Source organism: Blastopirellula sp. SH421 (assembly GCF_057808535.1).
Map to the genome: position 1 here is coordinate 5837758 of NZ_CM173712.1, position 12992 is coordinate 5850749.

At 56.0% G+C, this 12992-nt stretch carries 14 protein-coding genes; 9 read left to right on the top strand and 5 right to left on the bottom strand.

Annotated features, from left to right (window positions below; translation table 11 throughout):
- Window positions 1-7 precede the first annotated feature (7 nt).
- The 6 genes from panC (at window position 8) to SH421x_RS23675 (ending at window position 4934) form a co-directional block, all read left to right on the top strand.
- Window positions 8-889: a pantoate--beta-alanine ligase gene (gene panC, locus SH421x_RS23650; RefSeq protein WP_488852479.1), complete on the top strand. Its 882-nt coding sequence runs from the start codon at window positions 8-10 to the stop codon at window positions 887-889.
- A gap of 33 nt (window positions 890-922) precedes the next feature.
- Window positions 923-2257, top strand: coding sequence for a prolipoprotein diacylglyceryl transferase family protein (locus SH421x_RS23655; protein WP_488852480.1), 1335 nt, complete (start codon window positions 923-925; stop codon window positions 2255-2257).
- Between the two features lie 38 nt (window positions 2258-2295).
- Window positions 2296-2661, top strand: coding sequence for a hypothetical protein (locus tag SH421x_RS23660; protein ID WP_488852481.1), 366 nt, complete (start codon window positions 2296-2298; stop codon window positions 2659-2661).
- Between the two features lie 182 nt (window positions 2662-2843).
- Window positions 2844-3416, top strand: a complete 573-nt coding sequence (locus tag SH421x_RS23665; protein WP_488852482.1) for an RNA polymerase sigma factor — start codon at window positions 2844-2846, stop codon at window positions 3414-3416.
- A 120-nt stretch (window positions 3417-3536) separates the two neighbouring features.
- Window positions 3537-3743 carry a CDGSH iron-sulfur domain-containing protein gene (locus SH421x_RS23670; RefSeq protein ID WP_488852483.1) on the top strand — a complete coding sequence of 69 codons (207 nt, stop codon included), beginning with the start codon at window positions 3537-3539 and terminating at the stop codon, window positions 3741-3743.
- Window positions 3744-3986: 243 nt separating this feature from the next.
- Window positions 3987-4934, top strand: coding sequence for a hypothetical protein (locus SH421x_RS23675; RefSeq protein WP_488852484.1), 948 nt, complete (start codon window positions 3987-3989; stop codon window positions 4932-4934).
- 107 nt (window positions 4935-5041) lie between these two features.
- Here SH421x_RS23675 and SH421x_RS23680 read toward each other — a convergent pair whose 3' ends face one another.
- Both SH421x_RS23680 and SH421x_RS23685 read right to left on the bottom strand, forming a co-directional pair.
- Window positions 5042-5521: a hypothetical protein gene (locus SH421x_RS23680; protein ID WP_488852485.1), complete on the bottom strand. Its 480-nt coding sequence runs from the start codon at window positions 5519-5521 to the stop codon at window positions 5042-5044.
- Between the two features lie 167 nt (window positions 5522-5688).
- Window positions 5689-6321, bottom strand: coding sequence for a response regulator (locus SH421x_RS23685; RefSeq protein ID WP_488852486.1), 633 nt, complete (start codon window positions 6319-6321; stop codon window positions 5689-5691).
- 411 nt (window positions 6322-6732) lie between these two features.
- On the opposite strand from SH421x_RS23685, the gene SH421x_RS23690 reads away from it, so the two are divergent.
- From SH421x_RS23690 to SH421x_RS23700, 3 genes are all read left to right on the top strand, one after another.
- Complete coding sequence (locus SH421x_RS23690; RefSeq protein ID WP_488852487.1) at window positions 6733-8112, top strand: sigma-54-dependent transcriptional regulator; 1380 nt, start codon at window positions 6733-6735, stop codon at window positions 8110-8112.
- A 190-nt stretch (window positions 8113-8302) separates the two neighbouring features.
- A complete protein-coding gene (locus SH421x_RS23695) occupies window positions 8303-9709 on the top strand; it encodes a sulfatase-like hydrolase/transferase (protein ID WP_488852488.1) in 1407 nt (468 codons plus the stop codon).
- 43 nt (window positions 9710-9752) lie between these two features.
- Window positions 9753-11447: an FAD-dependent oxidoreductase gene (locus SH421x_RS23700; protein WP_488852489.1), complete on the top strand. Its 1695-nt coding sequence runs from the start codon at window positions 9753-9755 to the stop codon at window positions 11445-11447.
- Window positions 11448-11481: 34 nt separating this feature from the next.
- Here the strand turns inward: SH421x_RS23700 and SH421x_RS23705 are convergent, their stop codons facing one another.
- From SH421x_RS23705 to SH421x_RS23715, 3 genes are all read right to left on the bottom strand, one after another.
- The gene (locus SH421x_RS23705) at window positions 11482-11631 is read right to left on the bottom strand and encodes a hypothetical protein (RefSeq protein WP_488852490.1); all 150 of its coding nucleotides are present in this window, start codon (window positions 11629-11631) and stop codon (window positions 11482-11484) included.
- A 206-nt stretch (window positions 11632-11837) separates the two neighbouring features.
- The gene (locus SH421x_RS23710) at window positions 11838-11969 is read right to left on the bottom strand and encodes a hypothetical protein (protein WP_488852491.1); all 132 of its coding nucleotides are present in this window, start codon (window positions 11967-11969) and stop codon (window positions 11838-11840) included.
- Window positions 11970-12223: 254 nt separating this feature from the next.
- Window positions 12224-12943 carry a hypothetical protein gene (locus SH421x_RS23715; RefSeq protein WP_488852492.1) on the bottom strand — a complete coding sequence of 240 codons (720 nt, stop codon included), beginning with the start codon at window positions 12941-12943 and terminating at the stop codon, window positions 12224-12226.
- Between the last annotated feature and the right edge of the window lie 49 nt (window positions 12944-12992).

A 12992-nucleotide genomic window follows, 5' to 3' on the forward strand; every position in this document is an offset into this window, starting at 1 on the left:
ATTTGTGATGAACCCATCGCCGCTACCGACGCCAGAATTAATTCACTCGCCCAAAGAAATTCGGGCCAAGGTGGACGCCGCGCACAAAAGCGGGCTCACCGTCGGCTTTGTACCGACCATGGGTGCGTTGCACGAAGGGCACCTTAGCCTGGTCGGCCGCGCGGCGGCTGAGTGCGACTTTACGGTGGTCAGCATCTTCGTCAATCCAACGCAGTTTGGACCAAACGAGGACTTTTCAAAATATCCACGCACGCTCGAGAGTGATATCAAACTACTGTCACAATATCACCCGGTCTGGGTTTTCGCGCCGGAAGCGGCTGATATGTATCCGCCGGGGATGACGACGGTGGTGACGCCGCCCGCAGTTGCGTTGCCGCTCGAAGGGATCTCGCGACCGACCCATTTTGCCGGCGTTGCGACCATCGTGCTAAAACTGCTGAACATGGTTCCGGCAGATGTCGCTTATTTCGGCCAAAAAGATTTTCAGCAAGCAAGCGTCATTCGGCAAATGGTGATTGATCTGGATGTCGCAACCCGGATTGCGGTTTGCCCCATCGTGCGTGATGAAGATGGCCTGGCGATGAGCTCACGCAACCGCTATCTCTCGCCGGCGGAACGAACGGCCGCGTTATCGATCTCGCGCAGCTTGCGTGTGGCGACCGAACGATTGGAGGCCGGAGACCGGAACGCCGAATCGATCGCCGCAGGAATGCGGGCCGAAATGCAGGCAGCCGGGATTCGTGAGATTGATTATGCAATACTGGCCAATCCACAGACGTTAGAAACGCTACAGACAGCGACCGATACAGTCGTTATTCTGATTGCTGCACGCGTCGGCGGAACGCGTCTGATCGACAATTGCGTCGTGAGTCTCTCGCCGACCAATTAGTACATCCTTCCGCCGCGAGAGAGAATCGGCCACGTGCGCCAAACTCTATTTCTAATCCCGAAAGAGCTGTTCGGACTGCCGCTGGCAGGTTTCGGCTGGCTGTTAATTGTGTGGTTCCTCCTATCCGCGGTGCTGCTGGCGATCCTCTTTCGCAAGCAGGGCTGGAACAAGGATACCGCTAGTTATTTGCCGATGATCTTGATCGTCGCGGTTGTCATCGCATTCGGCTTGCCGATGTTTGTCGCGGCCCATGATGGGATTCCGATTCGTGGTTATGGAGTGATGCTGTTGGCGGCTGTCGTCGCCGGGGTCAGTTTCGCGGCGCATCGTGCGCAAAAAATGGGGCTGCATCCGGATGCAATTTATGCGCTCGCATTTTGGATGTTTATTCCCGGCATTCTCGGCGCTCGCCTATTTTTTGTCGCCGAATATTGGGATCAGTACTTCTATGTCGCCGGCAACTGGAAAGCGACCTTTCTCAACGCGATCAACTTTACCGAAGGGGGCCTCGTTGTTTACGGGTCGTTGATCGGCGCGGCGATTGGTTTCGCTCTGTTTTGCTATCGCAATCGTTTACCGGCGTTGGCATTGGCCGACTTGATCGCTCCTAGTTTGATGCTGGGGCTTTGCTTGGGAAGAATTGGCTGCCTCCTAAACGGCTGCTGCTATGGCGGCGTTTGTGAATATCCCTGGGCGATCCCTTTCCCCCAGGGAAGTCCGCCGTACGAGCGACAATTAGAGACCGGTGATTTTTTTGGCGTTCGCTTGGCCGAGAACCATCGCGGCGAAATTGTCATCGGACGCATCCGATCCGACTCGCCCGCCAAGGGGCAACTGCTTAGCGTGGGGGACGTCGTTGCAAAGATCAACGGCGTCGAACCGGCCGTGAAAACTGATAGCCGCGGCGAAGTCGTCCCGCTGCTTGTCGCCGCGCAGCGGCAGCTTTTGGAAGCTTCACGCGAAGGAGTGCTAAGACTGCAAAAAGCGGATGGCACGATCGTCCGCATTTTCCTGCCCAAAGCTCCCACGTGGAGCATCCCGGTCCATCCGACGCAGATCTACGCCAGCCTGAACGCACTATTGCTCTTTTCTCTCGCTGCGCTCTTCTATCCTTCGCGTCGACATGACGGCGAAGTGATTGCGATGACGCTCGGAATCTATGCGATTACCCGCTACTTGCTCGAGCTGATTCGCACCGACGAACTCTCGTTTGCCGGGACCGGCCTGACGATCTCGCAAAACGTCAGCTTAGGGGTCTTTGGTTTAGCGCTGTTGATGTTAATTTACCTCCGCCGCTCCCCACCCAAGACGGTCTGGCCGCTACAATCAAGCCAACCAGCGAGCAGCGGCAAAGCGGCTCGTGCGTAGCTAGAAACTTGTTTCTTATCTGCCGAAGAGCCCATCAAATGCCCCGTTTGATCGAGTCGCCGAGCGCAATCGCCGCGGCAGGCAACAAGCCGAAAAAAAATGCAGAATTCAGCGGCCAAGTTAATTCTAAAATCTCCGTAATTCGCATTGCACGCTTAACCAGCCCCTGCGGCTGGATCAAGCCTGGGCGGAAGCCTGAATTTGACGAATATTCGGTTGTTTTGGCCGGCCAATTGCAAGTCGAAACCTCTCCCGGCAGTACAACCGTTCTAACCAGGCAGCCCGGCATCGTCTCGGCGGGATCGTGGGTCCGGGATTCGACGCCTGACATTCACGGCGTGCGGGACGTTGCGGTCTGTTTCCTCCCATTTTCGTCTGACACCGCCCATCGCCAACCAGAGTAACCGGCGGCGGAGCGACGAACTCCTCGTATTGTCGGTTGGTTTGGAATACGATGGGCAGTACGCTTCGCGCAGCATTGCCAAAGCGTTTATGGGGCCTTTCCGAATACTCGTCACAGCGGCTTCAAACACCGCCACATTCCGCGACCTCCCTTCTCGATCCGCTCACCCCTTGCGCATCATTCGTGGACGATAGCCAGCTTATCGAGCAAATTCTTTCCGGCGACACCGGGTCGTATGCGCAACTGGTGCGCAAATACCAAGACCGACTGTTCAACACGCTGCTGCACTTTCTCGGCTCGCGCGAAGATGCCGAAGACATCGTGCAAGAGTCGTTCGTTCAGGCTTACTTGAAACTGGCCACCTTTCAAGGAAACAGCCTGTTTTATACCTGGCTCTATCGCATCGCGTTTAATGTCGCCGTCAGCCATCGCCGTCGCCGCAAGCCGGTTTATTCGGTCGACCTGGGACGCGAACTTGCCGGCAGTGAACCAGTGGACGGCGGAGCCGGCCCCGATCAACGCATGCAGCGACACGAAAATGTCGAGCAAGTCCGCGCAGCGCTCGAAACGCTAAGCGAAGAACATCGCTCAGTCTTGGTGCTACGTGAACTAGAAGGACTAGAGTACGACCAGATCGCTGAAGTCCTCAACACCCCCATCGGCACCGTGCGCAGCCGGCTGCATCGCGCCCGGGCTCAACTTCGGGATCATCTGCATACTCTGATTCCTGAAGACCAACGCGAAATGTTGCCCTAGCGCCCGATTCGATAGCCGACGATAAATCGTGCGTCGCGCAGACAGTCTAGCCAAGTTGCGTTAGAGTTGAGCAGCTTAAGGCCTGCTAGGAATAGGTCTCGTCTTTCGAGGGTAGCGATTATGTCAGAAACCAAGATTCGCGTGCGTGATAATGGTCCGTTTTTGGTGGAAGGACCGATCACGCTTGAAGACGCGGACGGCAATAGCTACACAATCGACAAACCGACCATTGCGCTCTGCCGCTGCGGCCAATCGGCCAATCGTCCGTTTTGCGATGGCGCTCACAAGGGCTGCGGCTTCGAATCGAACGAGCGGGTCGTAAAGTAATCGCGAAGTCGACGCTTGGTCGACAACTTATCCCCGACGTCGACGACAACTTCAGCGCGATTTCTGTTTCTCGAAACCGTGTCCTCAACACGGTTTGTCGTCGCCGCCCATTGTTTTGGCGAACAATCTCGACGCTTGCCCCGTTCTCTAGCTATCGCCTGGCGCCTAGAATCCATCCCGCTTCAATGGATCAACCGCCTCCAAGGCGGCGCTCGCAGTCTTTTAACCGAGGAATCTCAGGGCATGGAAGAACAATCGCCCGAATCCCAATTGGATTCGATCGAAGCTTCGGCAGCAGACATTAACGATCAGGAAATCTCTTCGGAAGTTGAGATTTCTTCGGAGGATATCGCTCGCTTGAATACAGCTTCGCAGCCTTATGTGGGTCAATGGAACTCCTTGGTCTCGACGACCAATTGGGAGAAAGGCCGGATCATCGGACAGTGGCGCCAATCGCTGGCCGAGCAAAAAGCCCCCGCGACCGAATACTCGGACGAAGCCTGGGCGAGCCGCGTCGGTTCGGTCACAGGCCAACACGTCGGCCGTCTGCGTCGCGTTTACGAACGTTTTGGCGATGTCCATGAAAAGTTCGAGAAACTCTACTGGAGCCATTTCCAGGCTTCTCTCGACTGGGAAGATGCCGAGATGTGGCTGGAAGGCGCCGTCCAAAATGGCTGGTCGGTCGCATCGATGCGCAACCAACGCTGGGAGACGATGGGAAGTCTCGAAGGAGAACGCCCCCGGGACGAAGACGTTGTCGTCACTGAATTGGACGAAGACTTTGAGCCGCACGCCGAAGGAGGCGATTCGGAACTCAAGGGAAGCCTGGGCGACATTGAGCCGCATGATGGAATGCCGGTCCCTGAAGGGCCCGACTTCGGCGATGAAGATGGTCCCGGCGCAGTTCCGCGTGAGCTATCTCAAAACGGAGAAGAGGGCGAAGCGGAGTTGGAAGAACAACCGGCGCTGGTCAAACCGTTTACCGAGATTGGCCAACTTCCTGAAGACGTGCTCGATGCGTTTGACGCGATGAAGCTGGCTATCATCCGCCACAAAGCGGCCGGCTGGTCTGAGATCAAGCTGGAAGAAATGATCAGCTGCATCGAGTCGCTGAAAGTTCTGGCCAGCGCACCGAGCGGGGACCCGGTATCCAAGCCGCGCCCCAGCGAAACGCCTGCCGCAGCCGAATAACTCGCGGTCGAAGAACTTGGTCGAATAGCTCCAACTCGGAGCAAGCCCAACCCCCCAGAGGCGATTCCTCCAGGAATCGCCTCTTTTGCTGCGCAGATGCAACCCACTTATTCGGCAGCTGGCTTGGGCTTTTCGATCCGGCCAAACAGATGCCCGCTCACTTCGCCATGCTTCCAGGTGCCGGCGTACTTGTCTCCATCGATCACCACATGCGCATCAAAGGTTCCCAGTCCTGGGAGCGCCACATCTTCGAGCGTGATCACCGGCGTTTTACCGGCCCATTTGACCTCTAACGGCATCGGGATCACCGTGTCATGATCGCCATATTTTACCCGCGCGTTAAACAGCCACAGATCTCCCTCTTCCAGTTTGTAGACGGTCTTAATTTCATAGCGTTCTTCTTTCGGAGCCATGTCACGCCCTACCACCGTAAACTTGCCGACCAAGGTTGCGCCGGTCAGCGTCTCGGAGAACTTCGCAAACAACGCTTTCTGATCTGGCTTCTGCTCTTCGGCACCAGCGAACGCGGGAGAGAACACGGCAATTTCTACAGCCAGGCAAAGTAGCAGGGCAAAAAAACGATTCATGACGTGCGTCTCTCGAGTGGGGCACAGAGGTTGGATGCGGAAATAGCTTACGGCAGAGAGCTCGTTTTCCATTTTGAACCTTTTGTCACGCTCTAGCAACGCGCAAAAGTAAAGACCGCCTGAAAGCAGGCGGTCTCTCTTTATTTTGCTCCGCTTGGTGCAGACGATTAGACCAAGCCGCGGCGAACAGCCCACACGGCGGCTTGCGTGCGATCGGTTACATCGATCTTGCGCAAGATGTTTTGCACGTGTTCTTTGACCGTTTCAATGCTGATGCTTAGCGAGCGGCCGATTTCGCGGTTGCTCAGCCCCAGGGCCAAGTGACGCAGCACTTGCATTTCGCGATTGGTCAACGGAATGTCGCTATGCTTCGCTTCCTGACGTTTGGCCATCGCGTTGCGGACGCGATTCATCAGGCTATCTTCAGCGATCGGGCTATCAGACGCAGCATTTTCGATCGCCGTGACGATTGTTTCACGTGACGAACCTTTAAGCACGTAATCATAGGCGCCCAAAGCAACACCGCGTGCGATGTAGGTCGGGTTGTCGTAGGTCGAGAGCATTACGACACGCGTGTTAGGCGATTCTTTTTTGATCTTCTCTAACGCGGCTAAACCATCCGTGTCAGGCATGCGAATGTCCATTAACACAACGTCAGGTTGATGGGCCAACGCCTTCTCGACCGCTTCGCTACCGGTAGAAGCTTCGTCCACGATGCTGATCTCAGTACCCTTGAGCAGACTAGCCAATCCGCTGCGAACCACTTCATGATCGTCCGCAACAATGACGTTAATTCCCATGTTTTCTACTCCAGAACTTTTACGTGCGATGCAACTTCAAGTAAACCAGCCCGCGAAGTGCGGGAAGTTTCTAGGATTGGGCGACAAGTCCGCGAATGCCCAATCAAACATTAGTTGGCTAACTACAACCTATCTTACCGCCATGCCTAGAAATAGCTAGTGCTTATGGCGGGTGTTGTGCACAATTTGCGGGCTCCCACGCCATTAAAAAGAGGTAAATGCCGATAAAAGCGGCCTTTTTGCGTCCAACCCGCATCGGTGGGGATTGCCGCAGTGTTGCGTTTTCACACCGCTGCGTTGACTTCCGGCAAGGCGTGACCTAGATATCTTTGGCGGCCCCATCCGCAAAGAAGCCTTGTTAGCCAACGCCCCGGTCGCCATCTCCCCCGCCAAATATCAAAGTGAAATCACATGAGCCAGCCCCACTTACTTTTGGTTGACGACGATCGTCACGTGCTCGATTCGATGGGTATGTGGCTGCGCGAGATCGGCTATACGGTCACCACCTCTCCCGGGTATCACGACGCCGTCGCTCAACTGGCCGAAAATAAGTTCGACTTGGTGCTAGCAGACGTTCGCCTGCAGGATGGGGATGGATTCGAATTATTGCGGCACATTCGCAAGACGAAGCCCGAATTAACGGTCATCTTGATTACTGGTTACGGCACCGCCGACGATGCGGTCGAAGCGATCCGTCTCGGCGCGTTCGACATGTTGACCAAGCCGCTCATCGATCGCGAATTGGAAATGGCGATTAGCCGCGCCCTCTCCCAACGCCAAGTGCTTGCCGAAAACGAAAAATTGAAAGAACAACTCGATCTGCGATACGGACTAGAAAACATCATCGGCCACGACCATCGCATGTTGAAGATCTTCGACATGGTCGACAGCGTCGCCGATACTCGCGCCACAATCCTGATTACCGGCGAAAGTGGAACCGGTAAATCGCTGCTGGCGCGTGCGATCCATCGTCGTAGCAACCGTCGTGAAAAACCGTTTGTCGAAGTCGCCTGCGGTGCGTTGCCCGAGACCTTGCTCGAAAGCGAATTGTTTGGCCACGTCGCTGGATCTTTCACCGGCGCGACCAACGAGAAGCTCGGCAAGTTCAAACAAGCCGATACCGGCTCGATTTTCCTCGATGAAATCGGCACGGCGCCGCAAAGCATGCAGGTCAAATTGCTCCGCGTGCTGCAAGAGCTGCAGTTCGAGCCGGTCGGCGGCACGAAAACGATTACGATTGACACCCGCGTCATCCTGGCGACCAACGAAAATCTGTCGACCCTGGTCGAACGAGGTGAGTTCCGCCAAGACTTGTTCTATCGCGTGAACGTCATCAACCTAGAGCTGCCGCCGTTGCGTCAACGCATGACCGACATTCCCCGTCTGGCGAATCACTTCCTCGAAGAAGTTCGCCAAGACACCGGACGTCAAATCCGCGGCTTCACCGAAGAAGCGATCTCGGCCCTGCAGCGCTATCAATGGCCCGGCAACGTTCGCGAGTTGCAAAACGTCGTCGAACGTTCGGTCCTGCTCTCGAAGAGCGAGATGATTGGTCCCGCCGAACTGCCGGCCGCGATTGCCTCGGGCGCTCCGGTTTCGGTCCAACGAACCAACGGCCGGACTTTGAAAGAAGCATTGGAAGCTCCGGAACGTCAGATCATTCTGGAAACGCTCGAATCGAACGGTTGGAATCGGAACCTGACCGCCGACGAGTTAGGGATCAACCGCACGACGCTCTACAAAAAGATGAAACGACTCGGTCTCGAAGACTTGGCCGGCATGCATCAATAAGCGTACGTAATTTGCCGTAAGAATCGAAACCAGGCCGCAGCATTGCGGCCTGGTTTGTTTCTTGCTGAAACTGGTCAATTTGAGCGGGCGGCGCCGCAAACACGATTTTCTTGAACTTGCCTGATGTTCCGTGATATCATGCAGGTTCTTTCACTCGCCGTATTCTCTTTTTGTCACCAAAATATTCGCCATGCTTTCGATTCGCCTGATCCCTCTCGCCTGTGCGCTGACACTTTTGTCGCTGGCCAGCAACAGCCCTGCCGCCGAAGGCAACGCACAACCGCCCAACATTGTGTTGATTGTTTCCGACGATCAAGGCTTCGCCGATCTGAGTTGCATCGCAGACAATGGTGTAAAGACTCCTCGCTTGGATCAATTGGCCGCCCAGGGAACGCGGCTCACCAGTTTTTATGTTTCGTGGCCAGCATGTACTCCGTCGCGCGCATCGCTGATGACGGGCCGCTATCCCCAGCGCAACGGCACCTACGACATGATCCGCAACGAGGCGCCCGACTATGACCATCTTTACAAGCCGGAAGAATACGCGGTCACCGCCGAGCACATCCTGGGGACTGACACCCAAGAAGTCTTTCTGGCCGACGTATTAAAACAATCGGGCTATACGAGCGCCGTCTTTGGCAAATGGGATGGGGGCCAACTCAAACGCTATTTGCCGTTGCAGCGAGGTTTTGATCAATTCTACGGATTCGCGAACACCGGTGTCGATTACTATACCCACGAGCGGTACGGCGTGCCGTCGATGTTTCGCGACAACCAGCCGACCGAAGCAGACAAGGGAACCTATCTGACCGAGCTCTTTGAACGCGAGGCGCTTCGCTTTATTGACGAGAATCACGAGCGTCCTTTCTTTCTCTACTTACCATTCAACGCTCCGCATAGCGCCTCGAATCTAGATCGCTCGATCCGTGGTCTCGCCCAAGCGCCGCAAGAATATCTCGATCATTTTCCGGCCGGCGACACCAAGCCTCAGAAACGTCGCCAAGCCTATCTCGCCGCCGTCGAACGCATGGACGAAGCGATCGGAAAAGTCTTTGATCAACTCCAACACCATCAGATCGCTGACAACACGCTGATCATCTTCCTCTCGGACAACGGCGGAGGAGGGGGCTCTGACAATTCACCTCTACGCGGCGGCAAAGCCAAGATGTTTGAGGGGGGCAATCGCGTGCCGTGCATTATTCGCTGGCCCGGCAAAGTTCCGGCTGGCCAGGTCAGCGACGCGTTTCTGACTTCTCTCGAAATATTTCCCACCGCGGTGGCGGCAGTCGGCGCCAAGTTGCCCAACGACGTCATCTATGACGGATTTGATTTGCTGCCGGTTTTAAATGGCGCCAGCTCGCCTCGAAAGGAGATGTTCTGGAAGCGCCAAGGCGATCTCGCTGCCCGCGTCGGCAATTGGAAATGGGTCGACAGCGCCGCCGGTAGCGGCTTGTTCAATCTGACTAAGGACATCGGCGAGCAACAAGATCTCTCCCAAGAGCGTCCCGAAGTGCTCGCCCGCTTGAAACAACGCTTCGCCGCGTGGACGGTGGAGATGGAAGCTGCCGAACCGCGTGGCCCCTTCCGGAATTTCTAGTCCCTTCTGCTGCATCCTCTACCGCTCCTCTGGATTCAAATTGATGACACTCGATCGACGCACTTTTCTTCGTACCGCCAGCGGAATAGCTGGCGCGGTCTCGTTTACCCCATGGCTATTGGCGGATAAAGCTGGTCTCAAAGGCGAGCTTGCCGCGGACGTCGCGATCATCGGCGGAAGTCTAGGAGGTTGCGCTGCGGCGATCGCCGCTTTACGACGCGGACTATCCGTTGTCATGACCGAAGAGACCGATTGGATCGGGGGGCAACTGACATCGCAAATCGTTCCGCCTGACGAACATGGCTCGATCGAAACCCGCGGCGCAAATGCGTCGTATCGCCAGTTTCGCAACGAGATCCGCGACTACTATCGTGATCACTATCCCCTGACAGACGCGGCGAAAAACAATCCGACTTTGAACCCCGGCGGCGGCAGCGTATCGCGGCTATGTCATGAGCCGCGCGTCGCCGTGGCCGTCCTGACTGCAACATTGGCCCCCTATCTGCAAAGCGGCAAGTTGACCCTGCTGCTAGAACATGTCCCGGTGCAAGCCGATATGCACGCAGATCGCATCTCCAGCGTTAGCGTGCGCTCGCTAAAAGATGGAGGCGAGCAAACGCTGACTGCACCTTACTTTATTGACGCGACCGAACTGGGCGATCTGCTTCCGCTGACCGGAACCGAGTACATCACCGGCGCCGAAGCCAAAGCCGACACGCACGAACTGCACGCCGCGGATGTCGCCAACCCGGCCAATCAGCAAGCGTTTACCGTCTGCTTCCCTTTGCAGTACGTCGCCGGCCAAGATTTTGTCGGCGAGAAGCCGACCGACTATGATTTTTGGCGTGACTATGTTCCAGCGCTGACGCCGGCGTGGTCTGGCAAGTTGCTTGATCTCCACTATTCGTCGCCTCGCGATTTGAAGCCAAAGAAGCTGGGCTTTGATCCGACCGGCGCCGCGACGCCTGGCTCGCTCAATCTTTGGCTTTATCGCCGGATTGTGAACGCGGCGAACTTTCTCCCCGGATCGTATCCAGGCAGCGTCACGCTGGTCAACTGGCCGCAAAACGACTACGTACTAGGCAATCTGATCGACGTTTCCCCGGCCGAAAAGCAACAGCATATCTCTCAGGCCAAGCAGCTAAGTCTCGCTCTCTGCTACTGGCTGCAAACTGAATGTCCCCGCAAAGATGGAGGCGCCGGCTTCCCGGGACTACGCCTGCTGCCGGAGATGACCGGAACCAGCGATGGCTTGGCCAAGTATCCCTACGTGCGTGAATCACGACGCATCCTGGCCGAACTCACCATCACTGAGTTGCATGTCGGCGCCGCACAGCGTGCGGAGATTACGGGGCAATCAGGCAAACAACTAAAAGCCAAGACGTTCGCCGATTCGGTCGGCGTGGGCTCTTACCACATCGATCTGCACCCCAGCAGCGGCGGCGACAACTACATCGACTTTGCTTCGCTACCGTTTCAAATTCCGCTGGGAGCGATGATTCCGCAGCGCGTCGAAAATCTAATTCCCGCTTGCAAGAACATCGGCACGACCCATCTGACCAACGGCTGTTATCGCTTGCATCCGGTCGAGTGGGGGATCGGCGAAGCGGCCGGTTGTTTGGCCAGTTTTGCGCTGGAGAAAAAGTTGACGCCGCGCGCCATCCGCAACACGGCTGACAAGCTGGCCGACTTCCAACGTTCACTAACCGCCGAAGGGATCGAGCTCGCTTGGAGCTGATCCGAAGCGGGACATCCCAGGCTTGCCGAGAAGACTAAATAACAGCAAGCAGCGTTTCTGCCGCGATCTGCAACCACAATGTCACCCAAAATAAAGCGTAAGCAGCGAGGCCGCCGATCGCCAGAGTCGCGCCCCACAGGACCGTATTGCCGATCGTGACTGTCGATTCCCAGTTGTGTTTCATCCAACCACTTTCTAAACAAGGGTTCAGCAGTTCAGCGCGACGCGATTAGCATCACCGCGATCACGCCCGCTTTCCAAATCATGCCCAACACGATCACGGCAATCACCTGTCGTGCTGAAAGCTTGTATTTTCCTAACTTCATCACGGTCTCCGTTTTTGCGATGCCCTCAAAATGGCTACCAGGCTTGCAGGAAGTTAGCGGTTGCCTAACCCAGCCAGCAATTCACAAGCATCAGCCCTGCGCTACAAGCCGCAAACCCGCAGGTCAACACCAGCGCGATTCGCCAGGCCTTCGACTCCAGCGGCTCGATAAGCGGTTGCTTTGAATCATTGCTCATCTCGGTTTCTCACTTAGCAGGAAGCACCAGAATTAGGAAATCAGCCCACTGCAGCAGGCCACCGCCGTAGCCGATGCCGCGAATTTCCAGACGATGCCGTCGACAATCAACAGGGCGATCCGCCGCGTGGTCTGTTTCGTCCAAAGGCTCATAAGGTTTCCCGTCCCACGAATAGAGTTGTTTCGCCTGGCACTAAGAGAGGCGAAATCGGGACGGAAACAGGCTAAAAGAAAATCACAGCCGTAAAATTTCTGCTACAGCGTGGCCGGATCATGGCTCGGCGCATTGACTTCTGGATCCAGTTCGGCGGCATCAATGACGTCCGCAGTGGTCAGAATTCGCTCGTCTTCCACTACCGCCGGAACAAATTCGACCAGGGTCTGCGGATGAGCATCGCGAAACTCCATTTCCCACCGTTCCGGCAAGCCCTCGATATGAGCCTCGTGCGGCAGTTGCATATCCAGCAGCAGCAGTCGCGAGCGTCCCGTCATCGCATGGCGATAAATTTCGAGGCGTTGGATGGGGATCTGCGCGTCGCTGGCCATCCTTAGGTAGGCGGCCAATTTCGGCAAATCATGATCGCTGAACTGTGGATTGTCGATCACAATCTGCAGCCCATTTCCTTCATATCGGTAGGATCCCCCCAGCCGTTCGATATTTCCCAAAATCCCGGCCCGATGATTATTGATCTGTAATTTTCGATCATATTGGGCGGCGCCAAAAAAGAGCGCAATGCAGGTCGATAGCACAATCATCTCTGTCAGAGAGATGTGAAAACGTTGCTCATCAGCCAACCGACTGCGAATCTGCCCGCCAATAGAGATGGCGCCCCCCAGCAAAATTGACATGCTGAGGGGAAATAGCCAATAGAAATGGCCTGTCACAGCCCACAAAATCGCGATTGAACTCGCCAAGTTCAACAGGGCGACCGCGATTGGGAGTCGCCAGGAATGGTGAAAATTGTTAACTCGCATAGCTCTTGAGCCCAACATTACCGGCAGCCAAGAGCTTGCGACAGACTGC